20 protein-coding genes (1 of these 20 cut by a window edge) are annotated in these 25,601 nt (G+C 63.4%); 14 read left to right on the plus strand and 6 right to left on the minus strand.

The window, feature by feature from the left end:
* Nucleotides 1-597: a winged helix DNA-binding protein gene (locus tag DBIPINDM_RS22125; protein ID WP_258589188.1), complete on the minus strand. Its 597-nt coding sequence runs from the start codon at nucleotides 595-597 to the stop codon at nucleotides 1-3.
* Nucleotides 598-708: 111 nt separating this feature from the next.
* On the opposite strand from DBIPINDM_RS22125, the gene DBIPINDM_RS22130 reads away from it, so the two are divergent.
* The 3 genes from DBIPINDM_RS22130 to DBIPINDM_RS22140 all read left to right on the plus strand — a co-directional run bounded on the left by DBIPINDM_RS22130 (nucleotide 709) and on the right by DBIPINDM_RS22140 (nucleotide 3,525).
* Nucleotides 709-1,833, plus strand: a complete 1,125-nt coding sequence (locus DBIPINDM_RS22130; RefSeq protein ID WP_258589189.1) for an LLM class flavin-dependent oxidoreductase — start codon at nucleotides 709-711, stop codon at nucleotides 1,831-1,833.
* Between the two features lie 93 nt (nucleotides 1,834-1,926).
* A complete protein-coding gene (locus DBIPINDM_RS22135; protein ID WP_258589190.1) occupies nucleotides 1,927-2,436 on the plus strand; it encodes a flavin reductase family protein in 510 nt (169 codons plus the stop codon).
* Nucleotides 2,437-2,580: 144 nt separating this feature from the next.
* Nucleotides 2,581-3,525 carry an IS630 family transposase gene (locus DBIPINDM_RS22140; RefSeq protein WP_258582550.1) on the plus strand — a complete coding sequence of 315 codons (945 nt, stop codon included), beginning with the start codon at nucleotides 2,581-2,583 and terminating at the stop codon, nucleotides 3,523-3,525.
* 162 nt (nucleotides 3,526-3,687) lie between these two features.
* Here DBIPINDM_RS22140 and ubiG read toward each other — a convergent pair whose 3' ends face one another.
* Nucleotides 3,688-4,437, minus strand: coding sequence for a bifunctional 2-polyprenyl-6-hydroxyphenol methylase/3-demethylubiquinol 3-O-methyltransferase UbiG (gene ubiG / locus DBIPINDM_RS22145; RefSeq protein ID WP_258589191.1), 750 nt, complete (start codon nucleotides 4,435-4,437; stop codon nucleotides 3,688-3,690).
* Nucleotides 4,438-4,754: 317 nt separating this feature from the next.
* Here ubiG and DBIPINDM_RS22150 point away from each other — a divergent pair, with 317 nt between their 5' ends.
* Nucleotides 4,755-6,986, plus strand: coding sequence for a diguanylate cyclase (locus tag DBIPINDM_RS22150; RefSeq protein WP_258589192.1), 2,232 nt, complete (start codon nucleotides 4,755-4,757; stop codon nucleotides 6,984-6,986).
* Here DBIPINDM_RS22150 and DBIPINDM_RS22155 read toward each other — a convergent pair.
* Both DBIPINDM_RS22155 and DBIPINDM_RS22160 read right to left on the minus strand, forming a co-directional pair.
* The gene (locus DBIPINDM_RS22155) at nucleotides 6,983-7,279 is read right to left on the minus strand and encodes an antibiotic biosynthesis monooxygenase family protein (protein WP_258589193.1); all 297 of its coding nucleotides are present in this window, start codon (nucleotides 7,277-7,279) and stop codon (nucleotides 6,983-6,985) included. The genes DBIPINDM_RS22150 and DBIPINDM_RS22155 overlap by 4 nt on opposite strands.
* A gap of 5 nt (nucleotides 7,280-7,284) precedes the next feature.
* Nucleotides 7,285-9,126: a CHASE3 domain-containing protein gene (locus DBIPINDM_RS22160; protein WP_416361786.1), complete on the minus strand. Its 1,842-nt coding sequence runs from the start codon at nucleotides 9,124-9,126 to the stop codon at nucleotides 7,285-7,287.
* A gap of 246 nt (nucleotides 9,127-9,372) precedes the next feature.
* Between DBIPINDM_RS22160 and DBIPINDM_RS22165 the strand changes: the two genes are divergently transcribed.
* From DBIPINDM_RS22165 to DBIPINDM_RS22205, 9 genes are all read left to right on the plus strand, one after another.
* The gene (locus DBIPINDM_RS22165) at nucleotides 9,373-10,626 is read left to right on the plus strand and encodes an aspartate kinase (protein ID WP_010911671.1); all 1,254 of its coding nucleotides are present in this window, start codon (nucleotides 9,373-9,375) and stop codon (nucleotides 10,624-10,626) included.
* Between the two features lie 81 nt (nucleotides 10,627-10,707).
* On the plus strand, nucleotides 10,708-12,978 hold the full coding sequence (ptsP, locus tag DBIPINDM_RS22170) for a phosphoenolpyruvate--protein phosphotransferase (RefSeq protein WP_258589195.1): 2,271 nt from the start codon (nucleotides 10,708-10,710) through the stop codon (nucleotides 12,976-12,978).
* 11 nt (nucleotides 12,979-12,989) lie between these two features.
* Entirely contained in the window at nucleotides 12,990-13,547 is a 558-nt protein-coding gene (locus tag DBIPINDM_RS22175; RefSeq protein ID WP_258589196.1) for a hypothetical protein, read from the plus strand.
* Nucleotides 13,544-14,623: a peptide chain release factor 1 gene (prfA, locus tag DBIPINDM_RS22180; RefSeq protein ID WP_258589197.1), complete on the plus strand. Its 1,080-nt coding sequence runs from the start codon at nucleotides 13,544-13,546 to the stop codon at nucleotides 14,621-14,623. The genes DBIPINDM_RS22175 and prfA overlap by 4 nt, the downstream gene beginning before the upstream one ends.
* Nucleotides 14,616-15,488 (plus strand): peptide chain release factor N(5)-glutamine methyltransferase, encoded by an 873-nt coding sequence (gene prmC, locus DBIPINDM_RS22185; protein WP_258589198.1) that lies wholly within the window; start codon nucleotides 14,616-14,618, stop codon nucleotides 15,486-15,488. Before prfA ends, prmC begins: the two co-directional genes overlap by 8 nt.
* 310 nt (nucleotides 15,489-15,798) lie before the next feature.
* Nucleotides 15,799-16,779, plus strand: a complete 981-nt coding sequence (locus tag DBIPINDM_RS22190) for a DUF4167 domain-containing protein (protein WP_258589199.1) — start codon at nucleotides 15,799-15,801, stop codon at nucleotides 16,777-16,779.
* 220 nt (nucleotides 16,780-16,999) lie between these two features.
* Entirely contained in the window at nucleotides 17,000-19,606 is a 2,607-nt protein-coding gene (clpB, locus tag DBIPINDM_RS22195; RefSeq protein ID WP_258589200.1) for an ATP-dependent chaperone ClpB, read from the plus strand.
* Between the two features lie 59 nt (nucleotides 19,607-19,665).
* Nucleotides 19,666-20,031, plus strand: a complete 366-nt coding sequence (locus DBIPINDM_RS22200; RefSeq protein WP_258589201.1) for an MmcQ/YjbR family DNA-binding protein — start codon at nucleotides 19,666-19,668, stop codon at nucleotides 20,029-20,031.
* A 149-nt stretch (nucleotides 20,032-20,180) separates the two neighbouring features.
* Nucleotides 20,181-21,698, plus strand: coding sequence for a L,D-transpeptidase family protein (locus DBIPINDM_RS22205; protein WP_258589202.1), 1,518 nt, complete (start codon nucleotides 20,181-20,183; stop codon nucleotides 21,696-21,698).
* Here DBIPINDM_RS22205 and DBIPINDM_RS22210 read toward each other — a convergent pair.
* Nucleotides 21,672-22,304 (minus strand): TMEM175 family protein, encoded by a 633-nt coding sequence (locus DBIPINDM_RS22210; RefSeq protein ID WP_258589203.1) that lies wholly within the window; start codon nucleotides 22,302-22,304, stop codon nucleotides 21,672-21,674. The genes DBIPINDM_RS22205 and DBIPINDM_RS22210 overlap by 27 nt on opposite strands.
* Before the next feature lie 152 nt (nucleotides 22,305-22,456).
* On the opposite strand from DBIPINDM_RS22210, the gene DBIPINDM_RS22215 reads away from it, so the two are divergent.
* Nucleotides 22,457-24,016 carry an MFS transporter gene (locus tag DBIPINDM_RS22215; RefSeq protein ID WP_258589204.1) on the plus strand — a complete coding sequence of 520 codons (1,560 nt, stop codon included), beginning with the start codon at nucleotides 22,457-22,459 and terminating at the stop codon, nucleotides 24,014-24,016.
* A 12-nt stretch (nucleotides 24,017-24,028) separates the two neighbouring features.
* Here DBIPINDM_RS22215 and DBIPINDM_RS22220 read toward each other — a convergent pair whose 3' ends face one another.
* On the minus strand, nucleotides 24,029-25,601 hold the 3' portion of the coding sequence (locus tag DBIPINDM_RS22220) for a M23 family metallopeptidase (protein ID WP_258589205.1). It continues 398 nt past the right edge of the window; 1,573 of the gene's 1,971 nt are visible here — the last part of the coding sequence; its start codon lies off the right edge, out of view; its stop codon occupies nucleotides 24,029-24,031.

Below are 25,601 nucleotides of genomic sequence, written 5' to 3' on the forward strand. Positions count from 1 at the left end.
TCAAAGTTTTCCGCCGCCGTCGGCATCGCCGCCGGGCTCCGGCCTTGGATGCCGGCGGCGGTGCGTGGCGGCGGCACGCGCCGCCTGCTCGTAGATGCCGGTCATCAGCTCGAGCGTGCGCGCGACATCCTCGAGCTTGTCGGCCATTTCGGGAATGCGGGTCACGGCATCGATGAGCAGGACGGAGCGGATGTCGGCATAGCGCTCGGTCACGCGATGCCCGAGCGGCGTCACTTCGTAGGTGACACCAGCCCTGCCGCTGCCGGTGCGGGTGATCAAACCGCCCTTGAGCAGTTTGCGCAGACTGTACTGGATGTTGGGAATGTCGTCGCGGTTGGTCATCTGGGCTAGATCGCGCACGCTTTTCGGGCGGTCGTTCATCCGGATGATGTGGAGCAGCGCGTTCTCGGGGCCGCTGGCGGAAAACTCGATCACCGTGGCGAGGCATTCGGCCTGCCAATGGCCAAACGCCTCGTAGGAGCGCATCAGCGCGTATTCGACTTCGGTGACGTCGATTTCCAGCGGCGTGCGTGCCAGGTGCCAGCCGCGATCCAGCAACTCGGCCTGTGTTTCCAGAGATTTGCGCCGGTCGTTCATCTGCCTGTTCCCCCACCATCAGCATGCGCCGATCCCGGTGATTGCGTCTACATAGATTTATGATAGACTTTCTATCATAAATTATAAGCAAAAATGAGGAGAACGTCACCCATGAGCATGCTCGACAAGACCGCGCCTCATGCGCAGCCCTTCTTTCTCGGCACCTTCGCGTCCAATTGCTCCGGCGGCATGACCGTCACCAAGGTGCCCGGGCGCTGGGTCAGTTCCTGGGACAACAATCTGCGGCTGGCGCATCTGCTCGACGAGGCCGGCATCGACTTCATGCTGCCGATCGCGCGCTGGATCGGCTATGGCGGCGAGACCAATTTTCACGGCAATGTGCTGGAGACGATCACCTGGGCGGCCGGGCTTCTGGCGCTCACCCGCAACATCACGGTTTTCGCCACCACCCATACCGCGGCGAACCATCCCGTGGTCGTCGCCAAGCAACTGGCGACCATCGACCAGATCAGCCGCGGCCGCATCGGCCTCAACATCGTCGCCGGCTGGAACAAGCCGGAATATGAAGCGCTTGGGCTGACGCTGCCCGATGACCATGGCACGCGCTATGGCTATGCCCAGGAGTGGTTCGATATCGTCCAGGCGTTGTGGGAGCGCACAGAAGCCTTCGACTGGGACGGCACCTGGTTCAAGCTCAAAAATGTGCTTGGCGACCCGCGCCCCTCAGCGCGGCTGCCGATCCTCAACGCCGCCGGTTCGGAAGAGGGCCGCAAATTCGCGGTCCGCAACGCCGATTTCCTGTTCACGCCGGCAATCGACCTGGCGCGCTCCAAGGACGAGATCATTGCGCTGAAGGAGCAGGCGAGGGCCGCCGGCAGCGATGTCGACGTGCTGACCTTTGCACATGTCGTCTGCCGGCCGACCGAAAAGGAAGCCACGGACTATCTTGAGCATTTCGGCCGCGCCAATGCCGACTGGGTAGCGGTCGACAATCTGGTGCAGCTGCAGTTCGCCCATGCGCAGTCGTTCCCGCATGATCTCCTGGCGCTCATTCGCGACCGCATGGCGGCGGGCCATGGCGGCTTCCCGCTCACCGGCACGCCCGAGCAGGTCGCCGATGGGATCACCGCCCTGCACGCGGCGGGGTTTCGCGGCTCGACGCTGTCCTTCGTCGATTATGTCGAGGAATTCCCCTATTTCCGCGACACCGTGCTACCCATTCTGGAACAGAGAGGCATCCGCACCGCGCCGGCCGCGATGCAGTCGGCGGCATAGAGCAATTCCAGGAAAAGTGTGAAACGGTTGTCCCGGGAAAAGCGCATAGCGTTTTCCCTTGGGAATTGCGTCCAGGCTGCGAAGGAGAACGTCATGTCCACAGCTTCGGGAGAAGGCCCGGTCGATGTCGCCGACTTCCGCGCCGCCATGCGGCTCATCGTCGGCAATGTCAGCGTCATCACCGCCGGCGTCGGCGAAGACCGTTCCGGCCTCGTGGTCATTTCGGTGGTCTCGCTGTCGGCCGAGCCGCCCAAGGTGATCGCTTGCGTCAACCGATCGTCATCGACCTGGCCGGTAATCGAACGCTACCGGCATTTCGGCGTCAATTCGCTCGGGCCCCAGCACCAGCACGTGGCGGAGCGGTTCTCGGGCTTTGGCGGCATCAAGGGCAAGGACCGCTATGAGGGCGCCGAATGGGTGACGCTGAAGACCGGAGCCGCGCTGCTGTCGGACGCGGTGGCTGCCTTCGACTGCAGCCTCGACGAGATGATCGATCGCGGCACGCATTCCATCGTCATCGGTTCGGTCGAAGCGGTGCGCACCCATGATGCTGGCCAGGCGCTTGTCTACTGGCGGGGCGGCTACCGGCCGCTCGACGCGTAGGCCCGGTTCTCGGAACCCACCGTTTTCGACCCGGCCTGACCTGAATCTCGACACATCCTAGAGCGGTTCGCGTTTTATCTGAATCGGGATTCCCAAGATTGAGCAAATCAGATTCGATGTTCTGACCGTTGGAGGTCGGGACAGATGGCGAAGCCTTATTCGATGGATCTGCGAGAGCGGGCACTGGCTCGCCTTGAGGAAGGCGAGACGAGTCGCGAGGTGGCTGCGGCGCTGAAGGTGGCAGTGTCGAGCGTGATCAAGTGGGCGGCGCGCAAGCGTCGGTTGGGCAGTGCGGCCCCTGGCAAGATGGGCGGTCATCGGCCCTATCTGATCGATGGGGAGCACCGTGCTTTCGTCCTGAGCGAGGTCGAGCGAGATGCCAACATAACGCTTCATCAATTGACGGCGGCATTGGCGGAACGGGGTCTCATCATCCACCCTGCGAGCGTCGGTCGCTTCCTGCATCGTGAGGGCAAGAGTTTTAAAAAAACCATTCTGCCGGCCGAGCAGCTCAAGCCAAAGCTGATGCGCCGGCGGGCGCAATGGATGCGCTACCAGACCCGCATTGACCCTACTCGCCTGGTCTTCCTGGATGAAACATGGGTCAAGACCAACATGGCGCCATTGCGCGGCTGGGGTGTGCGCGGCAAGCGGCTGATGGCCCACGCGCCATATGGTCATTGGAAGACGATGACCTTCATCGCCGCGCTGCGGCATGATCGGGTGGAGGCGCCTTGGGTCATTGACGGACCCATCAATGCGCAGGCCTTCCGCGCCTATGTCGAAACCGAACTCATCAAAACACTGAAGCCGGGTGACATCGTCATTCTCGACAATCTCGGTTCTCACAAGGGCCAAGCCGTCCGCGATATCGTCAGGGCCGCTGGCGCAAGGCTCTTCTTCCTGCCGCCCTATAGCCCAGACCTCAATCCAATCGAGAAGCTGTTCGCCAAGCTCAAGCACTGCATGCGGCGTGCCGCCAAACGAAGCATCCAGGCCGTACACAACGCCATCGCCAACACCCTTGACGACGTTACCCCAAACGAATGTAACAACTACATCGAAAGCGCAGGCTATAAGTCAACCTAAATGCGAACCGCTCTAGAGCAGTTCACCGTTTCACGGAAACGGCGAATTGCTCTAACTCTTTGTTTTGGCGCAATTCCCAAGCGAAAGCGCTATGCGCTTTTCCCGGGAAAACCGGTTCGCACTTTTCCTGGAATTGCTCCAGGTGCGAATTTGCGAATGTGGTTAGACCGATCCCTTTTCCGCCAGCACCATGTAATTGACGTCCATGTCCTTCGACCGCGCCCAGCGGTCGGCGAGCGGATTGTAGGTGACGCCTGTGCGGTCGATGATCGTCAGGCCGGCGCCGGCGAGCGCCTTTTCCAGCTCTTCCGGGCGCACCAGCTTGCCGAACTGATGGGTGCCGCGCGGTAGCCAGCGCAGCACATATTCGGCACCGATGATCGCCAGGCCCAGCGCCTTCAGCGTGCGGTTGATGGTGGCCACGAACATGATGCCGCCGGGCCGGACCATCTGCCCGCATTTGGCGACGAACAGGTCGATGTCGGCGACATGCTCGACCACTTCCATGTTGAGAATGACGTCGAATGTCTCGCCGGCGTCGGCGAGGTCCTCGGCCGTCGTGGCGCGATAGTCGACACTCACATTGCCTTCGGCCGCATGCAGTTTTGCGACTTCGATGTTTGTTTCGGAGGCGTCCGCGCCGACGACCTCGGCGCCAAGCCGCGCCATCGGCTCGCACAAAAGACCGCCGCCGCAGCCGATATCTAGGATGCGCAGGCCCTCGAACGGCCGCGCGGCGCGCGGATCACGGCCGAAGCGCGCCGCTATCTGGTCGCGGATATAGGAAAGCCGGACCGGATTGAATTTGTGCAGCGGACGAAACTTGCCGTTCGGGTTCCACCATTCGGCGGCAAGGGCGGAAAAGCGTTCCACTTCTCCGGCATCGATCGTCGATCGTCGGGGCTCTGGCATCGGTTGGTCTCCTAGAGCTCTTTGATTTGTCGCAATTCCGGACGGAAAACCGTTTCACACTTTTCCTGGATTGCTTCAGAGCGCTAGGAAGTCGGGCGCGGGAGCGGGAAAGTCAAGGTAACAATTTTCCTCTGCCGACAGGGCGGTCCGTTCTGTCAGGGCATGAGCGCCGTGCTGAATTCCTCGGCGCCGAGGGTCTTCCTGGAGATGGCTGTCGATCAGGGACCTTTAACATCAAATTTACGAGGTTGGCGGTTTCCTGAAGCACGACCGGGATTCGGCATATACATTGCCCTCCCATTGATTGGGATGGCCTGGTGCGGATAAAGACCCAGATTGTTGCCACCTTGTTGAGCGCCGCGGCCTTGATCGGCCTGGTGGGTGGTATTGCCATAATCTCTCAGATGTCGCTGACCAGATCCGCTGCGGTGGCCGAGGCGACCGGCGTTGGGCGGCAATTGGCCGACGCGATTGCTTTCAAGACTTCCGATGCGCCGCATTCCTTGTTCGAAAGGGCAGACGCGCTGCGCGAATTCGTGAAATCGCAGCACAGCGACTCGAAACGCGATCTCGTTGTCGTCAATCACGACAAGGTCATCCTTGCCGATGTCCCGGGCGAAGAAAAAAATGTCGGCACACCGTACCGCCACGATCCCGATAATGAAGTCGGCCGGACGATCGAGAGCGGCGCGCCGCGCGACTTCATCGAAGACAGCGGCGATGTGGCTGAGCCGATCAACCTCGTTGCGGTGCCGATCAAGGATGCTCCTGGCAAGACGGTCGGCGCGGTGCTGTTCGAGTACACGCCGCTGCTGCACGCCGCCCAACAGCGCACCAACAGCATGCTCTGGCTTATCGGTCTGTGCACCGCGGCCGCCGTGCTCATTTCCGCGCTCTCGGCTTTCCTGTTGCTGCGCGGCTTTGGCGCCGGTCTTTCCGGCCTCAACCGAGGTATCGAATCGCTGGCGCGCGGCGACGCCGGGGCGCGTATCGGCCTTACCTCCAATGACGAGTTCGGCCAATTATCGCGAGCGTTCGACAGCATGGCATCCGAACTCGAATCCTCGCGTGGGCAGCTCGTCGAGCAGAAGGCCTATATCGAGGATATTGTCCGCACCGTCGCCGAAGGCATTGTCGTCATCGACGGCAATGGCCAGATCGTCTCGGTCAATCCGGCAGCCGCCGAGATCGTCGGGCGGCGCAACGACAAGATCGAGGGGCAGGATTGGCCGTCGGTCCTCGATATAAGGGGACTGTCGGGGGACAGGCTGGCGCAGGCAACTTCCCCGATCGGACTGGCGCTGACCACGGGTCGCCGGCATCAGGCCGAGGTGCGGCTGGCGAAGCCGGACGGATCGTCCCTGCCGGTGATCGCGAGCTGCAATCCGCTCAATCGCTCCGACGGCGGGATCGTGCTGACGTTGAACGACATCAGCGAGTTGCGCAGCGCCGAGCGGGCGGTCAGCGATCGCGCCGAGGAACTGGCGACGCTGAACCGCGAACTGAAGGAGACGTCCCAGGCAACGACCCGCCTGGTCAAGCTCGGCGAACTGCTTCAGGCCTGCGTCACCTTCCAGGAGGCTTTTTCGGTCGTCGGCTCGGCCATGCCCGACTTCTTCGGCGGATTGAGCGGAACCGTGCATCTGACCAGTGCCTCGCGCAACCTGGTCGAGGAAATGGCGCATTGGGGCACCGTGCGTTCGAGCGTCGGCCAGTTCGCGCCGGAAGATTGCTGGGCGCTGCGGCGCGGCCAGGAGCATGTGGCCGGCCCCGGCATGCTGACGCCACGCTGCAACCACATCACCGAGAATGGCGGCCGCGGTTATGTCTGCATGCCTCTGGCGGCGCAGGGGGAGACGCTTGGCATCGTGCATCTGTGCGAACCGGACGCCGCCGACAGACCGGGCTGGCTGACAGAGCGGCAGCAGATCCTGCGCGGCGTCGTCGATACGCTGGCCCTGGCGCTGGCCAATCTGGGCCTGCGCGAAACATTGCGGCAACAATCAATCCGTGATCCGAACACCGGGCTCTACAACCGCCGCTATCTCGAGGAAACGAGCAGTCGCGAACTGAGGCGCATGGAGCGTTCCGAGCAGCCGCTGGCGATGATCATGCTCGATGTCGATCATTTCAAGCAGTTCAACGACACGTTCGGCCATGAAGCGGGCGATCTCGTGCTTAAGCAGGTTGCCAGCACGCTGCTCGACCATGCCAGGGAAAGTGACGTTGTGTCACGCTACGGAGGCGAGGAATTCGCCCTGATGATGCCGGGAACGTCGCTCGCCGATGCCGCCGAGCGCGCCGAGGCGCTGCGCAAGGCGATCAAGCAACCGCATCTGGCGCATCGCGGCCGCACGCTTGGAACCATCACGGCCTCGTTCGGCGTGTCCGCCTTCCCGGAACTCGGTGCGTCATGGGTCGAAATCGTCAACGCCGCGGATCGTTCGCTCTATCAGGCAAAAGCGGACGGCCGCGACCGCGTCGTTGCCGGATTGGGCAGGGCCGATCCCAACTGGGACCTTTCCACTGCCAGCCAAAGCGTGGGTTAACGCGACAGAACGAGCTCGGCATGTCCCATGTCGACGCTGGCGGGATCGATGGCGCGCATGGCCTCGCAATCGCCGATCTCGGACATGATCCGCCCGGCTGCGGCGAGAGCCTGCTCGCGGCTCCGCCAGCGCACCACATCGACCCAGCCGCCATCATCCCGCCGCGCAAGGCAACGGCTGACGAAACCCGGCTGCCGCGCCAGCCAGTCGCTGACCAGGCGGTTGCTTGCGGCAAAGCCCACTTCGGTCCCGGGCTTGAGGCGAAAATTGACGATTTCCAAGGTCTCGGTCATGCCAGCTATCCTTTCGCGTCCAGCACGTCGCGCAGCTTGGCCTCGAGCTGCTCGATGGTGAACGGCTTGGCCAGGAAGTGCACGTCATGGTCGAGCACGCCGTTGTGGACGACGGCATTCCTGGTGAAACCGGTGGTGAAGACGACTTTCAGGCCGGGTTGGCGCGCGACCGCTTCCTCGGCGAGCTTGCGGCCGTTCATCACCGGCATGACGATGTCGGTGAAAAGCAGGGCGATGCCCGGCGTCGCCGCCAGTTTCTGAAGGGCCTCCTGGCCGCTTCCAACGTGAATGACCGTGTAGCCGAGTTCGCGCATGGCGTCTGTCGTTGAGGCCCGCACGCGGGCATCGTCCTCGACGACGAGGATCGTTTCGGTGACCTTGGCGGTGCTCTTGCCGCGATCGGCGGGTGCTGCCGGCTCCTCCGGCCCGAAAAACCGGGGCAGATAGATCCTGATCGTCGTGCCTTCGCCCGGCTCGGAGTAGATATTGACGTGGCCGCCCGACTGCTTGACGAAGCCGAACACCTGGCTCAGCCCCAGTCCGGTGCCCTTGTTGACCGGCTTGGTCGTGAAAAAAGGCTCGAAAGCCTTGGCCATTACATCTGCTGACATGCCCTCACCGGTATCGCTGACCGCGATCATCACATACTGGCCGGCGATCACCTCAGCATGGGTGGCGGCGTAGCTGTCGTCGAGATGGCTGTTGGCGGTCTCGATGGTCAACTTGCCGTCATTGTCCATGGCGTCGCGGGCATTGACGGCCAGGTTGAGGATCGCGTTCTCGATCTGGTTGGGATCGGCGTGGGTTTTCCACAGGCCGCCGGCCAGCACCGTTTCGATGCGGATGCCTTCGCCGAGCGCACGGTGCAGGAGGTCGGACATGCCGGTCACCAGCCGGTTGGTGTCGACCACCTGCGGTGCCAGTGGTTGCAGACGGGAGAAGGCAAGCAGCCGAGAGGTCAGATTGGCGGCACGGCTGGCCGCATCCGTCGCGGCCTCGATGAATTTCTCGATATCATTCTCGCCGCGCTTCAGCTTGCGCTGGGCAAGGTTCATGGCGCTGAGGATCACCGCCAGCATATTGTTGAAATCGTGGGCGATGCCGCCGGTCAGTTGGCCGACGGCCTCCATCTTCTGCATTTGGCGTAGCTGGGATTCGGCCTTTTCACGTGTCTGGATCTCGTTGCCGAGCTCGATGTTCTTGCGCATTAGCTCTTCCTGGGCGGTGACGACCTCGCGGAAGCGGCGGCGGGACTGGCGGATCGTGTAGGCACCGAGCAGGAAGATCGCGATGAGGGCCGCCAGCGAACCGATACGCAGCCAGGCCTCGACCTGGTCTGTGTGCTCGTCGCGCGCGGCTATGTCGGCGGCGCCGATGCGCCGGATCGTGTCCATGCTGGCGCGGATTTCGTCCATGGCGGCCTTGCCCTGACCGCTGCGGACCAATTGCAGCGCCTTGGCTGCGTCGCCCTTGTCGTAGAGCGCGATCGTCACGGCCAGTTCAGCCTGCTTTTGTGAAAGCGCGTCCTTGATGTGATTGATCTGCTGGACCAGCTGGTCGTCCGAAGCCGTCATGGCATCGATGCGGGCAAGTTGCCCCGGGATCGCATCGACAGCCTTCTGGTACGGTTCGAGATAGGATTTCTCGCCGGTCAGCAGGTAGCCGCGCTGGCCACTCTCGGCATCCTGCGCCAATGAAAGCAGCCCTGAAAGCTGTTCCTGGTATTCGATTGTCTCGCGCGCGGCGGCACGATTGGTCCGCTGGCCCTCGACCAGCAAAGCGCGGGTGCCGACGATCAGGGCCAGCACAGCGAAGCCGGCGGCAAGCGGGAGCGATTGCAATCGCATGGCGCGCCGAAGACGAGCAATCATCTGTTATGCCGAACCAAAAGGAATTCCCCGCGGGCGTCATTTGGTAAGCGGCGCGGGCCTGGAAGGCAATATGCCGTCTTCTTGAGCCGGCAATCCGCCGCCAGCCTTGCGAAACCTAAAGCATTTGGCTAAGGAGGCCGCGCATTCAGCGGCGGGCGAGAGCCGGGCGCTTTCCTCCGTTTTCGGCTCCAGGCCGGCTTCAGTCAAAGGCATTTCGCTTCCATGGCGCGTATCGTGATGAAATTCGGCGGAACCTCCGTCGCCGACATCGCCCGCATCCGCAATGTGGCGCGTCACGTAAAACGCGAGGTCGACGCCGGCCATGAGGTGGCGGTGGTGGTTTCGGCGATGGCCGGCAAGACCAACGAACTGGTCGGCTGGACGCGCGAGGCCTCGCCGATGCACGACGCACGCGAATATGACGCGGTCGTCGCTTCCGGCGAACAGGTCACAGCGGGCCTGCTCGCCATCACCTTGCAGAATATGGGCGTGCATGCGCGCTCCTGGCAGGGCTGGCAGATCCCGATCAAGACCGACAACGCGCATGGCGCCGCGCGCATCCTCGACATCGATGGCGCCTTCCTGATCAAGCGCTTCGGCGAGGGCCAGGTGGCAGTGATCGCCGGCTTCCAGGGTATCGGGCCGGATAATCGCATCGCCACGCTTGGCCGTGGCGGTTCAGACACCAGCGCGGTGGCCATCGCCGCGGCGGTCAAGGCCGATCGCTGCGACATCTACACCGACGTCGACGGCGTCTACACCACCGATCCGCGCATCGAACCCAAGGCGCGGCGGCTGGCCAAGATCTCGTTCGAGGAAATGCTTGAAATGGCCTCGCTCGGCGCCAAGGTTCTGCAGGTGCGTTCGGTCGAGCTTGCCATGGTGCACAGGGTGCGTACCTTCGTGCGGTCGTCCTTCGACGATCCCGACGCGCCCGGAATGGGGGATTTGCTCAATCCTCCGGGAACGCTCATTTGCGACGAGGAAGAGATCGTGGAACAGCAGGTCGTCACCGGAATTGCCTACGCCAAGGACGAGGCCCAGATCTCGCTGCGCCGCGTCGGCGATCGCCCAGGCGTCGCCGCCGGCATTTTCGGGCCGCTGGCCGAGGCCAACATCAATGTCGACATGATCGTCCAGAACATCTCCGAGGACGGCAAGTTCACCGACATGACCTTCACGGTGCCTTCGGGTGACGTCGACAAGGCGCTAGCCGTGCTCGACCGGCTGAAGGCCGAGGTCGGCTACGACGTCGTGCAGTCGGAAGCCGGCATGTCGAAGGTTTCGGTCATCGGCATCGGCATGAGGAGCCATGCCGGCGTCGCCGCCACGGCTTTCAAGGCGCTGGCCGACAAGGCGATCAACATTCGCGCCATCACCACCTCCGAGATCAAGATTTCGATACTGATCGACGGTCCGTACACCGAACTGGCAGTTCGCACTTTGCATTCCGTCTACGGTCTGGATAAGCAGTAGCAAGACTGAATCAGTTGTTGCGCGCATGCCGGCAGCGGCGGAAACTGCGCCGGCAAGTGTTTCATTGGAGAAGAAGCCGCGATGCGTGACCAGGCCAGTGGCCCGCGCGTTTTGCTGAAACGGCTCCGCGAGCTCATGCAGGAGCCGCTGGAGCCGCAGGAGCGGCTTGACCGGATCGTGCGCGACATCGCCTCCAACATGGTCGCCGAAGTCTGCTCGCTCTATGTGCTGCGCGCCGATTCGGTGCTCGAGCTCTACGCCACCGAGGGTCTGAACCCGAACGCCGTCCACCTGGCGCAGCTGAGGCTGGGGCAAGGTCTTGTCGGCACCATCGCCGCCAGCGCGCGGCCGCTCAACCTCTCCAACGCGCAGGAACACCCGGCCTTCGCCTATCTGCCGGAGACCGGGGAAGAGATCTACAATTCCTTCCTCGGCGTGCCGGTGCTGCGGGCAGGGCGCACGCTGGGCGTGCTGGTCGTGCAGAACAAGACCATGCGCCATTATCGCGATGACGAGGTCGAGGCGCTGGAAACCACCGCCATGGTCATCGCCGAGATGATCGCCACCGGCGATCTGGCGCGGCTGACCCGGCCTGGCCTCGAACTCGACCTGCGCCGGCCCGTCAGCTTCACCGGCCTGTCCTTCAACGATGGCGTCGGGCTTGGCCATGTCGTGCTGCACGAGCCGCGCATCGTCGTCACCAACCTGTTCAACGAGGACAGCGAGGAAGAGGTCCGACGGCTCGAGACCTCGCTCGGCTCGCTGCGGCTCTCCATCGACGACATGCTGGAGCGGCGTGACGTTGCCTTCGAGGGCGAACATCGCCAGGTGCTGGAAGCCTATCGCATGTTCGCCAACGACCGCGGCTGGGTGCGCCGGTTGGAGGAGGCGATCCGCAACGGCCTGACGGCCGAAGCCGCGGTGGAAAAGGTGCAGAGCGACATGCGCGCCCGCATGCTGCACATGACCGATCCCTATCTGCGCGAGCGGATGAGCGATTTCGACGACCTCGCCAACCGGCTGCTGCGCCAGCTGATGGGGCGCGGGCCGGAAGATGTGGCCGCTTCGTTGCCGAAGGACGCCATTATCGTCGCCCGCTCCATGGGCGCGGCCGAACTGCTCGACTATCCCCGCGACAAATTGCGCGGGCTGGTGCTCGAGGATGGTGCGGCCACCAGCCACGTCGTCATCGTCGCGCGCGCCATGGGCATTCCGGTCGCCGGCCAGATGAAGGGCGCCGTTTCCATGGCGGAAAACGGCGATGCCATCATCGTCGACGGCGAGGAAGGTGCGATCCATCTGCGGCCGCAGTCCGATCTTGAAGCCGCCTATGCCGAAAAGGTGCGGTTCCGCGCGCGCCGGCAAGAGGTTTATCGCGAGCTGCGCAAGAAGCCGTCGGAGACCAGGGACGGCGTGCAGGTCGATCTCTTGATGAATGCCGGGCTTGCCGTCGACCTGCCGCAACTGGCCGAGGCGGGTGCGGCCGGCATCGGCCTGTTCCGCACCGAATTGCAGTTCATGGTCGCCTCGACCTTTCCGCGCGCCGAGGCGCAGGAGAAGCTCTATCGCGATGTGCTCGAGGCGGCGCGCGGCAAGCCGGTCACCTTCCGTACCATCGACATCGGTGGCGACAAGGTGCTGCCCTACTTCAAGGGCGCCATCCAGGAAGAGAACCCGGCGCTTGGCTGGCGGGCGATCCGGCTCACGCTCGACCGGCCGGGGTTGCTGCGCACCCAGATCCGCGCCTTGCTGAAGGCCAGTGGTGGGCGTGAGCTCAAGCTGATGCTGCCGATGGTGACCGAGCTTGGCGAGATCGCCCAGGCGCGCGAGATCATCGACCGCGAGGTGCGGCATCTCTCGCGCTTTGCCCACCATTTGCCGACCAGCCTCAAGCTGGGTGCGATGCTGGAAGTGCCGTCGCTGCTGTTCCAGCTCGACGAATTGATGAAGGCGGTCGATTTCGTCTCGGTCGGTTCGAACGATCTGTTCCAGTTCGTCATGGCGGTCGACCGCGGCAACACGCAACTGGCCAACCGCTTCGACACGCTGTCGGCGCCGTTCCTGCGTGTGCTCAAGCAGATCGCCGATGCCGGCATCCGCAATCACACGCCGGTGACGCTGTGCGGCGAACTCGCCGGCAAGCCGATCTCGGCGATGGCGCTGATCGGTCTCGGCTTCCGTTCGATCTCGATGTCGCCGGCCTCGATCGGCCCGGTCAAGGCGATGCTGACGGAACTGCCGCTGGATGAGTTGACGGCGTTCTTCGACGACAATCTGATGGCGCCGCCGCAAGGGTTGCCGATGCGGGCGCTGTTGCAGGCCTTCGCCGACGACCGGGGTATTCCGCTGTGAGGTTGACGGCTTTGGCTGGTTGGCTGGATGGCAGGAGCGCTCATTCTCATCTCGGCTGGTCGCCGGATGAGGTCGCGTCTTTTGTGCCGTGGCCGAAGCGCAAGCCGGCTGAGGTCCAGAACTTCAAGGGACCGACACGATTCGTTGCGACGCTATACGAGAGGGTCGCAACGTGCCCGGACGTCTTCAGCCTCACCATCAGCCCATCGTTCGGAACTGGATACAGCTACCTGGCCGTGGGCGATGACAAGTTTGTCAGCAAGCTGACGCTGAGGCTTGAAGGGGCAGAAGCGGAGCGCCGGGACACGGCAATCGAAGAGTTCGTCGCTATCGCCGATCGCATGACATGCAAGGCGACCGGTGCAGGCATTCCGGACGGCATCCTGGCGACGATCAAGGATTCGCAGCGCGCGACATTCGACTATTCCGACAAGAGGCGTGAAGTTGGGCCTTCTGGCCATGGCTTTAATTTCTCGGATTTCGCCGCCGTCGCGCACGAGCCCCACTACCGGGCATTCGTGTACGAGGTGTTTGCACCGAGCCTCGCGGAAAAGTGGCTGCAGGTATGATCAATCTTCCCCGCGACCGCATGGATCAAGTCGTCAAGCGTTTCGAGATGCTCGAAGCGCAGATGTCGGCCGGACCCGCACCGGATGCCTATGTGAAAATGGCGTCGGAATATGCCGAACTGCAGGACATGGTGGCCAAGGTCAGGGAACTGCGCTCGGCCGAGCATGAGCAGGCCGACCTCGAAGCGATGCTCGCCGACAAGGGCACCGACGCCGAGATGCGGGCGCTCGCTGAGGCGGATTTGCCCGGGGTAGAGGAGCGCATCGAGGCGCTGCAGAAGGACATTCAGGTTCTTCTGTTGCCCAGGGATGCCGCCGACGACAAGAACGCTATCCTCGAAATCCGTGCCGGCACTGGCGGCGATGAAGCCGCTCTTTTCGCCGGCGACCTGTTTCGCATGTATGAGCGCTATGCCGCCGAGCGCGGCTGGCGGTTCGAGACGGTGTCGGCCAGCGACGGCGATGCCGGCGGTTTCAAGGAAATCATCGCCACCATTTCCGGCAGGGGCGTCTTTGCCCATCTGAAATTCGAATCCGGCGTGCATCGCGTGCAGCGCGTACCGGCGACCGAGGCGAGCGGGCGCATCCACACTTCGGCTGCGACCGTCGCCGTGCTGCCGGAAGCGGAAGAGGTCGACATCGAGATCCGCGCCGAAGACATCCGCATCGACACGATGCGCGCCTCGGGCTCCGGCGGCCAGCACGTCAACACCACCGACTCGGCGGTGCGCATCACCCATTTGCCGACCGGCATCATGGTGGTGCAGGCGGAGAAGTCGCAGCACCAGAACCGGGCGAAGGCCATGCAGATCCTGCGCGCCCGGCTCTATGATCTGGAGCGCAGCAAGGCGGATGAGGAGCGTTCGGAATCGCGCAAGTCGCAGGTCGGTTCCGGTGACCGCTCGGAGCGCATCCGCACCTACAATTTCCCGCAAGGCCGCGTCACCGACCATCGCATCAACCTGACGCTCTACAAGCTCGACCGGGTGATGATGGGCGAGCTCGACGAAGTCGTCGACGCGCTGATCGCCGATCACCAGTCGAAGCTGCTGGCCGATATCGGCCTTGATGGCTGACCCTCTGCCCGAGGCGCTGGGACCGCTGCTGCGGGAAGCGCGGGCCAGGCTTATGGCGGCCGCTGTCGGTGACCCGACGCTCGACGCGCGGCTGATCGTCGAACATTTTTCCGGTACGACGCGCACACAGGCCATCGCCGAACCCGAACGCACGATCGACAGGAACGTCATCGCTGCGATCGACGCCGCCCTGAGACGGCGAGCCGGTGGCGAACCGGTGCATCGCATCCTCGGCTATCGCGAATTCTATGGTTTGCGCCTGTCGCTGTCGCCGGAAACGCTGGAGCCGCGGCCGGATACCGAGACGCTGGTCGAAGCGGTGCTGCCCTTCGTCAAGGCAATTGCCGCGCGGGAAGGCATGTGCCGTATCCTTGATCTCGGCACCGGGACGGGCGCCATCGCCCTCGCACTGCTGAGTGCGGTGCCGGCCGCGACCGCCACCGGTGTCGACATCGCCGCCGGCGCCCTGGCGACGGCGGCCCGCAATGCCGGGCAACTTGGGCTTGGCGGCCGGTTCACGACAGTCCAGTCGGACTGGTTCGAAAAAGTTTCCGGCCGATACCATGTAATTGCCGCAAACCCTCCCTATATACGTTCGGAAGACATTGGAAATCTGCAGGACGAGGTCCGCGATTTCGACCCACGCCTGGCCCTGGACGGCGGCGTGGATGGGCTGACCCCCTACAGGATCATCGCCGCCGAGGCGGCACGGTTTCTAGAAGCCGAAAGCAGGATTGCGGTCGAGATCGGCCACACGCAGCGCAATGAGGTTACGGATATATTCAAGGCGGCTGGTTATGCATCGGCTGCTGCTTTCCGTGATCTCGGCGGAAACGACAGGGTTCTTGTCTTTCAATGGGGATAAGCCTTGACGCAGTGCGAAAAAACCGCTTGGCAATACCGGGGAATGCGGCTAGGGTCGCCTCAACCGGATGAGACGAAGCAGGCAGTGCTCTTAGCGATTCGGTCCTCCTTGGAAATAGCTGCCTTCTTGCGCAAACGACGCCCAAGCTTCGTGCGGGAATCGTCCGGCAAGTGATGTAACCGGAACAGGATGGCACGTGGCGCCAACGCAATTGATGCGGGCGAACGCCGGTGAAGAAGCGAAACGGCTTGCTGCATGAGCGCCTCCGTTCGTAACGAGTTTTCGAAAATTTCAAAATGAAGAGAGTCGAATGAGGCCACAACAGCAGAACAGGCGCATGCGCGGTCGCAACAACAATGGCGGCGGCGGTGGCAACAACAATAACAACAACAACCGCAAGGGCCCAAATCCCCTGACGCGCAACTACGAGAGCAACGGCCCGGACGTGAAGATCCGTGGATCGGCTCAGCAGATCGCCGAAAAATACGCCACCCTGGCCCGTGACGCGCAAAGCTCCGGCGATCGGGTCATGGCGGAGAACTACCTCCAGCACGCCGAACATTACAATCGCATCATTGCCGCCGCGCAGGCGCAGATGCCGATCCAGAATACGCAACAGAATCGCGACGATTTCGACGATGACGGCGATGAGGATCGTGATGACTTCGACAATTCCGGCAACAACAGCAACAATGTTTCCGATGCTCAGATCCCGGTGGCCAACCATGGCGCCGGCCCGCAACCGGTCATCGAAGGCATGCCGGCCGAGGTCGCGCTGAACCGGGAAAGCGGTCGCGACAATCGTGACAATGGTGGGCGTGACAATGGTGGGCGCGACAATAGTGGGCGTGACAACAATGGCGGCCGCAACAACGGCCGCGACAACAATGGCGGGCGCCATCGCGATCGTCGCCCCAATGGCGGCTACGGCCAGAACGGCCAGCGCGACTTTGGTTCGTCCTCCGATCAAGGCGGCCAGCAACAGCGCAACGAGGCCCCGCTGCAAGCAGACGCACAAGCAGAGCCCGCTTCGCCGGTCGAGATCGTTGCGGCAGCCGAGCCGGCTCCGCTGTTCGAGAGTTTCTCGCCGGCGGCTCTTGCCGCCCAGGCCGAGCTCAACGAGGCGGCGGCCGAGGGCGGTGTTGCCCGTCGCCCGCGCCGTCCGCGCCGCCCGCGCACAAACGCCGACCAGGTCGACGGCGGTAGCGACAATGCGGGTGCCGGCGAGGTGGCAGCGGCGCCCGCCGACAGCGGCAATGCCGAGCCGGTGATCGTCGACATCGACAACTGATCGGACAGCATTTCAAGACGTTGAACGGCGGAGAGAAATCTCCGCCGTTTTCGTTTGGGCGGACGTGGAATATTATGCATTTCCCGGTATCGAGACGTCTTGAGGGGCCGGGGTGCATGCACCATATCTCGGCTGAGCAGGATCCGGCTCGAATGGGCGGGTCCGTCACCGCAATCTGATCCGGTGCCGCAAAGCGGGCCGGTGATGGAAGGAGACAGATATGAACCTTGAGAAATACTCAGAGCGCGTGCGCGGCTTTATCCAGTCCGCGCAAACCATGGCGCTCTCCCGCAATCACCAGCAATTCACCCCCGAACACATTTTGAAGGTTCTCGTCGACGATGACGAGGGCCTGGCCGCGTCGCTGATCGAGCGCGCCGGCGGCAATGTCCGCGACGTCAAGCTTGGCGTGGAGACGGCGCTCGAGGCGATGCCGAAAGTCGAAGGCGGCAACGGCCAGCTCTATCTGGCGCAGCCGCTGGCCAAGGTGTTCTCGACGGCGGAAGAACTGGCCAAGAAGGCCGGCGACAGCTTCGTCACCGTCGAGCGGCTGCTGCAGGCGCTGACCATGGAGAAGTCGGCAAAGACCGCCGACATCCTGGCCAAGGCTGGTGTCACCGCGCAGGCGCTGAACCAGGTCATCAACGATGTCCGCAAGGGCCGCACGGCCGATTCGGCGAGTGCCGAGCAGGGCTATGACGCGCTGAAGAAGTACGCGCGCGATCTCACGGCTGATGCCCGCGCGGGCAAGCTGGACCCCGTGATTGGCCGTGACGACGAGATCCGCCGCACCATCCAGGTGCTGTCGCGCCGCACCAAGAACAATCCCGTGCTGATCGGCGAGCCAGGCGTCGGCAAGACGGCGATCGCCGAAGGCCTGGCGCTGCGCATCGTCAATGGCGATGTGCCGGAATCGCTGAAGGACAAGCAGCTGATGGCGCTCGACATGGGCGCGCTGATTGCCGGCGCCAAATATCGCGGCGAGTTCGAGGAGCGGCTGAAGGCCGTGCTTTCAGAAGTCACGTCGGCCAACGGCAACATCATCCTGTTCATCGACGAGATGCACACGCTGGTCGGCGCCGGCAAGGCGGACGGCGCCATGGATGCGTCGAACCTGTTGAAGCCGGCGCTCGCGCGCGGCGAACTGCACTGCGTCGGCGCGACCACGCTCGATGAGTACAGAAAACATGTCGAGAAGGATCCGGCACTTGCCCGCCGCTTCCAGCCGGTCTTCGTCGACGAGCCGACGGTGGAGGACACCGTCTCGATCCTGCGCGGCCTGAAGGAGAAGTACGAGCAGCACCACAAGGTGCGTATCTCGGATTCGGCGCTGGTGGCCGCGGCGACGCTGTCCAACCGTTACATTGCCGACCGCTTCCTGCCGGACAAGGCGATCGACCTGGTCGACGAGGCCGCCTCACGGCTCAGGATGCAGGTCGATTCCAAGCCCGAGGCGCTGGACGAGATCGACCGCCGCATCATGCAGCTCAAGATCGAGCGCGAGGCACTGAAGGTCGAGACGGATGATGCTTCGAAGGACCGGCTCGCCCGCCTGGAGAAGGAACTTGTCGGCCTTGAGGAGGAATCGACCGAGATCACTGCCAAGTGGCAGGCCGAGAAGCAGAAGCTCGGGCTCGCAGCCGACTTGAAGAAGCAGCTCGACGAAGCGCGCAACGATCTGGCCATTGCCCAGCGCAAGGGTGAGTTCCAGCGCGCCGGCGAGCTTGCCTATGGCAAGATCCCGGAACTGGAAAAGAGGCTGAAGGAAGCCGAAGCCCAGGACGGCAAGGCCGGCATGGTCGAGGAAGTGGTCACCCCCGACCACGTCGCCCATATCGTCTCGCGCTGGACCGGCATTCCGGTCGACAAGATGCTGCAGGGCGAGCGCGACAAGCTGCTGCGCATGGAAGACGAGATCGGCAAGCGCGTCGTCGGCCAGGGCGAGGCGGTGCAGGCTGTTTCGAAGGCAGTGCGGCGCGCCCGCGCCGGCCTACAGGATCCGAACCGGCCGATCGGCTCGTTCATCTTCCTCGGACCGACGGGCGTCGGCAAGACCGAGCTGACCAAGGCGCTGGCAAGCTTCCTGTTCGACGACGACAGTGCCATGGTGCGCATCGACATGTCGGAGTTCATGGAGAAGCACTCGGTCGCCCGGCTGATCGGCGCGCCTCCCGGCTACGTCGGCTATGAGGAGGGCGGTGCGCTGACCGAAGCGGTGCGGCGCCGGCCCTATCAGGTCGTGCTGTTCGACGAGATCGAAAAAGCGCATCCTGACGTCTTCAACGTGCTCCTGCAGGTGCTCGATGATGGCCGGCTCACCGACGGGCAGGGCCGCACGGTCGATTTCCGCAACACGCTGATCATCATGACGTCGAACCTCGGCGCCGAATATCTGGTCAATCTCGGCGAGGACCAGGATGTCGACGCCGTGCGCGACGAGGTGATGAATGTGGTCAAGGCGTCGTTCCGGCCGGAATTCCTCAACCGCGTCGACGAGGTGATCCTGTTCCATCGGCTGCGTCGCAAGGACATGGACCGCATCGTCGAGATCCAGCTCAAGCGGCTGGAAAGCCTGCTTGTCGATCGCAAGATCACGCTGTCGCTGGATCACGAAGCGATCGAGTGGTTGGCGGCCAAGGGCTACGACCCGGCCTATGGCGCGCGGCCGCTGAAGCGGGTGATGCAGAAGGAGCTGCAGGACCCGTTGGCGGAGAAGATCCTGCTCGGCGAGATTCTCGACGGCTCGACCGTCAAGGTTACCGCCGGCTCCGACCGGCTGAATTTCCGCTCGAAGCCGACGGTCGTCGCGACCGAAGCGGCGGCCTGATCCAACGCCGCGCGTCCAGGCAGGGCGCGCGGCGTTTTCATAGGGATGATGGGGGGCGGATGACGCTGGACGACTACAACGGCTTCTGCGCCTCGCTGCCCGCGACAAACCACGTCGTCCAATGGGGCGGCGCCCATGTCTGGAAGGTCGGGACCAAGGTGTTTGCGATCGGCGGCTGGGATCAGGGCCAGCAGCTCTTCGTCACCTTCAAATGTTCCGACATCGCCTACGACGTACTGAAGGAACAGCCGGGCTTGCTGCCCGCGCCCTATCTTGCCTCGCGCGGCATGACATGGATCCAGCGTCGGACAAGCCAGAGCATGGATGATGGTGCGCTGAAGGACTATCTGCGCGAGAGCCATCGCCTTGTCGCCTTGAAGCTGACCAGGCAGGCGCGCAAGGAATTGGGGCTCGCCGCGGGCTAGCTGATATTCGTCGATACGCCGGAAAACCGCCATCTTCATGCCCGGTTCATGTTGGAACCATATGGTGGGGTAACTGGTTTGCTGGCGAAGGGGTTCGCCAAAGAACAATGCCGGGCGGCGGCAATTACGGACCGGAGAGTTTGGCCACGATGTTCCGCACGATCTTTGCCCTTTCGGCGCTTGCCGCCGGGCTTGTGTCTTCTGCTGCGCTTGCCGCGCCGACACAGGACAACGCACCAAGGGTTGTCCATGCTGCCAATGATGGCGGCATTCTTGTTGCCCAGGACGGAAATCTGGACATCTACTACGACGCCCGCGGCAACCGCGTCATCGTCGATGCCGATACCGGCAAGGTCATCGCCATCCAACCGCCGCAGACACGGCTTGACCGCCGCGCGTTGCGCCGCGAAACAAGGCTGCGCGAGTTGGGTCGGGCTCCCGCCGACGATGATCGTTACTATCTCGACGATCCGGAAGACATGGCGCGGTTCCGCCGCAAGCAGTTGGAAGAGGAAGGCCGGGTCATCCGGCCGCCGGCCGACGAATACGACCCCAATGGCGACAATTCGGTGGAAGCCTATCCGCCGGCGCCGCAGGACGACGGCAGTTACGACAACAACTATCCCGATGCGCCGCAGCCGGCCAAGCCGGGCACCATCAAGCGCCAGCCGCTCAACGAGGCCTCGATCGATCCGGCGCAGCCGGACGTGCAGCAGGCCAATCCGGAAACGCAGGCGGCCCTGCCGCCGGACACCAGTGGCAAGGCCGCCGTCGATCCGTCGCTGTCGCTGGGAGCCCGCCAGGACGTGGCCGCGCTGCAGGTACTCCTCGACCGCGGCGGTGCTTCGCCTGGCGTCATCGACGGTCGCTTCGGCTCAAACGTCGACAAGGCGCTCGCCGCCTATAATGAAATCACCGGCAGCAATTTGAAGTCGACCGATGCGGTCGGCATCCAGGCAGCACTGGCACAATCCGGCGGCGATGCCTTCGCCAACTACACGATCACGGCAGAGGACGCGGCCGGCCCCTATGTCGCCTCGATCCCGGAAGACTACAGCCAGAAGGCGCAGCTCAACTGCATGTGCTACACCTCTGTCACCGAGGCGCTGGCGGAGCGCTTCCATATGGACGAGAACTATCTGAAGTCGATCAACAAGGGCCTCGACTTCAACCGCCCCGGCACGATCATCAAGGTCGCCAATTTCGGCAAGCTGGTGTCGACGCCGGTCGCGCGTATCGTCGCCGACAAGACCAAGAAAGAAGTGTACGCCTACGATGCGGGCGGCAGGCTGGTCGCAGCCTATCCCGCGACCATCGGCTCGGCCGACACGCCGTCGCCCACCGGCATCCACGCCGTGTCGCGCATCGCGCTCGACCCGAACTACACCTACAACCCGAACATCAATTTCAAGCAGGGCCAGAACGACAAGATCCTGACCATTCCGCCAGGCCCCAACGGACCTGTAGGGTCGGTCTGGATCGCGCTCGACAAGCCGACCTACGGCATCCACGGCACGCCCGAGCCGTCGAAGATCGGCAAAACCGAAAGCCATGGCTGCGTGCGCCTGACCAACTGGGACGCACGCGAGCTCGCCAAGCTGGTATCGCCAGGCGTTACCGTGGAATTCGTCGGCGGACCTTCAGCCGATGACGTTGCGCAGCAATGAGCCGCGCAGCGCAGCGGCATAGATCAACTGCACGACCAGAATGAAGCCGACGCTGAGCAACGGGTTGATCAGGCACAGTGCGGCGCCGACCGCCCACAGGATCTGCGCCTTGACGATGCGCAGATAGACCGTGCGCTTGGTTTCGGCGTCGACATCTTCCGCGACAAAGCCGTTCTTCTCCGCATAGCGCCAGTTGGCGAACAGGGTGACGCCGAGCATCAGCAGGTTAAGCCAGTAGACCAGCACCGCGGTCCTGAATTCGAGGAAATCGGCCAGAAGATCGGTCGAGAACGGCAAGAGCGCGATGAAGGCGAGAAAGCAGAGGTTCAGCGTTGCAAGCCGTCTGTCGGATTTGGCGATGAGCCCATGTTGCGCCTGCTGGCCGAACCAGAAGATGGTCAGGGTCAGGAAACTCAAGGCGTAGGTCAGGAAGCGCGGCGCGAGGGCCGCGATGGCGGCAAGCAGATCGTGCTCGGAATGGACAGCCTCATGCGCCGGCACCCTGATCTCGAGCACGATGAGCGTGAGCGCGATGGCAAAAACGCCGTCGGTGATGCCGACAATGCGACCGCGTCCCTCCGCCGATGCTTCCAGTGGACGCTTCATCGATTTCTCCCGCCTGCCGCCTTCCAGAAAACTTAGCATGACTGCCGCCGTTTGCATCCGGGGTGGACGCATCCTGGCCAATTGGCTGGTTTCAAGGACTGCAAGCTGCTGGCCGGTTGTTGCCGGCGCGCTTGGGGTCTAAGCAGGGTGCCATGCATTCACCAAGCGAAGCCGCCGCCGTCCCGCTGACCAGCCCGGTTGCGAACGGGACGTTCTGTCCGCAATCGCAGCGGCGATTCGTGCTGATCGCGGCGATCCTGGCCTCGGCGCTCGGCTTCATCGACGGATCGATCCTGGCTATCGCCATGCCGGCGATCCGCGTCAACCTCGGTGCCAGCCTTGCCGAGGCACAGTGGATTTCCAATGGCTATGCGTTGACGTTGTCGGCGCTGATCCTTGCCGGCGGGGCCGCTGGCGACCGGTTCGGGCTGCGCCGCGCCTTCGTCGCCGGCATTGTGCTGTTCGTCGCCGCGTCGCTCGCCTGTGCGCTGGCGCCGAATGCTGTCGTGCTGATCGCGTTTCGCGCCCTCCAGGGCATTGGTGCGGCGATCATGGTGCCGGGCAGCCTCGCCATCATCGCCAAGGCCTACCCGAAGAAAGAGCGCGGCCGCGCCATCGGCATCTGGGCCGCCGCATCAGCGCTGACGACAGCACTAGGCCCAGTGCTCGGCGGCCTGGTGCTGTCAGCTTTCGGCGGTGGTATCTGGCGGGCGATTTTTGCCGTCAACCTGCCGCTCGGCTTGATCTCGATCTATCTCTTGCTCGTCAAGATTCCGGCCGATGCGCCGACGGAAAAACGCAGCCTTGATCTTGGCGGTGGCGCGCTGGCGACCCTGGCCTTCGGCGCGCTCGCCTATGGGCTGACCTCGATGAGTTCCAGCGGCGAGGGCCACATGGCAGGGCCGAGCATTGCCGCCGGCGCGGTGCTGCTTGTGATCTTCATCCTGTTCGAGCAGCGGCAACGCGAGCCGATGATCGACCTCAGCCTGTTTCGCATTGGCGCTTTTGCCGGCGCCAATGTCGCGACCTTCTTCCTCTATTTCGCGCTGTCGGCCAATCTTTTCTATCTGCCGATGCTGCTGATCGCCGGCTGGGGACTGAGCACGGCCGAAGTCGGCTTCATCTTCCTGCCGCTGTCGGCATCGATCGCGCTTCTGTCGGGACCGGTCGGTCAATTGTCGGATCGGATCGGGCCGCGTTTCCCGATCGCCTGCGGCAGCCTGATCGTGGCTTCCGCCTTCGCCGGGCTTGCCTTGCTCACCCATGCCGGCATCCACCATTTCTGGGCGGGAACATTTCCGCTGATGGCGCTGATGGGGCTCGGCATGGCGCTGGTCGTGTCACCACTGTCGACCGCGATCATGACGGCGGTGGAAGACAAGGATACGGGGGCCGCTTCCGGCATCAACAATGCAGTCTCGCGCATTGGCGGCCTGATCGCGGTGGCGGCGATGGGATCGCTGGCCGCCTGGGTCTACGCCAATGCATTGGACGGGAGTGCGATATCAGGCGTGCCAGGCTTTGGCGAACCAGCGCCGGCCGATCTTGCGCCGGCGCTCGATGCGGCAAGGCTCGCCGCCAGCGATGCCGCGTTTTCGACGGTCTCTTCGGTAACGGCGCTGCTTTGCCTGCTTTCCGCCGTCATCGCGTGGACGACAATTTCCGGCTCGCCACTGCCTTGGTCGCGGCGCGCCGAACCCAGGCAGGACTGAAAAGCCGACAGGTCAGCCGTCGATCTTGGCGCTCGCGACCTTCAGCGAATTGCCATCTTCCTGCTTCAGCAGATCGTCGATGCGTTCGCGCTCGCGCTTGAAGGCGACGAGATCGTCGCCCTTCAGCACCTTGCCGACCGGCAGGCGAACACGCATCGAATCGACTTTGGTGCCGTTGACGATCAGCTCGTAGTGGAGGTGAGGACCTGTGGAGAGACCGGTCTGGCCGAGATAGCCAATGACCTGGCCTTGGCGAACATGAACGCCCGGTGCGATGCCTTTGGCAAAGGCGCTCTGGTGATTGTATGAGGTCTCGTAGCCATTGGCATGGCGCAGGATGATCTGCTTGCCATAGCCGCCGGCCCACCCGGCTGTCTCGACGACGCCATTGCCGGCCGCGATGATCGGCGATCCGATCGGGGCCGCCCAATCGGTGCCCGTGTGCATGCGGACGTAGCCGAGGATAGGATGCTTGCGCGCACCAAACCCGGAGGTGAATCTCCCGTTGGGCAGTGGGTTGCGCAGCAGAAACTGCTCGGCGCTTGAGCCATCCTGGTCGAAATAGTCGGTGCTGCCGTCTTGCATCTGAAAGCGGTAGAAGTTGCGCGTTGTACCGCCGAAGGTCGCCGAGACGTAGAGGAGCTCCGAATCGTCTGATGTCTGGTCGTCGCCGTCGGGCTGCGAGAACAGCACTTCGAGGCGATCCGACGGATTGAGTCGCGACTGGAAGTCGACGCCAGATGCCAGCAGCTTGATCAGCCGCTGGGTCATTTTCTTCGACATGCCGTAGGAATAGGCGGTGCGGTAGATGCCGTCATAGACAGTGGGCAGATTGCCACGCACCACCACCGGTGCCGACGAATCGTCAAATGCAGTCAACAATTCGGGATTGGGATCCGGCTCCTGCGCCGGCACATACTGGCCGCGGTCGTCGAGCGCGATGGTGACGATATGCGTGGTCTTGTCGTAGACGCTGGTGCGCACGACCTTGGCGGCATCGCCGTGAACCTCGAGGCCGACGCGCAGCACCGTTCCGGCCTTCAACGTCGGCGCATTCAGGAGTTTGGCGATCGCTTCGGCCATGCCGGTGGCGTCATCGCCCGTATAGCCCGAATCGGCGAAGGCCTCGGTGAGGTCGGTGTCCTTGGTGAAGGGAATGATTTCCTCGGCGAAAGCCGGTGCCTGGTCGTCGGTGGCAGCACGCGGCGCCACCGAGACGTTTTCCGGCACGATCTTCACGTCATAGGAGCCGGCCATCGACTCGGCGAACGCTTCGCCGAATCGCTGCGGGTCGACATAGTGGAGTGAGGCGACCTGCACGGCGCCGTCGCTGAGGTCGGTGCCGGCTTCGCGCACCACCTTTTCCACCTCGTCGGCGGACAGGTCGCTCTTTTCGTCGAAGGAGGCCGTCTCGATGGGGAAATCGACGGTCTTCAGGCTCATCTCGCTTTCGACCTTGGCGCCGTAGATCTGACCGGATGCGGCCGATGCTGCCGCTGGCTGCGCCGGCGTGTCGTCGCCGTCGTCGCCGAACACCTGCATCGGGTCGAAAGGCGGGTAGGCCCGGCTGGTGGTGTGGCCGGCC

Origin of the sequence: Mesorhizobium sp. AR02, assembly GCF_024746835.1 — a bacterium.
Classification (GTDB): Bacteria; Pseudomonadota; Alphaproteobacteria; order Rhizobiales; family Rhizobiaceae; genus Mesorhizobium.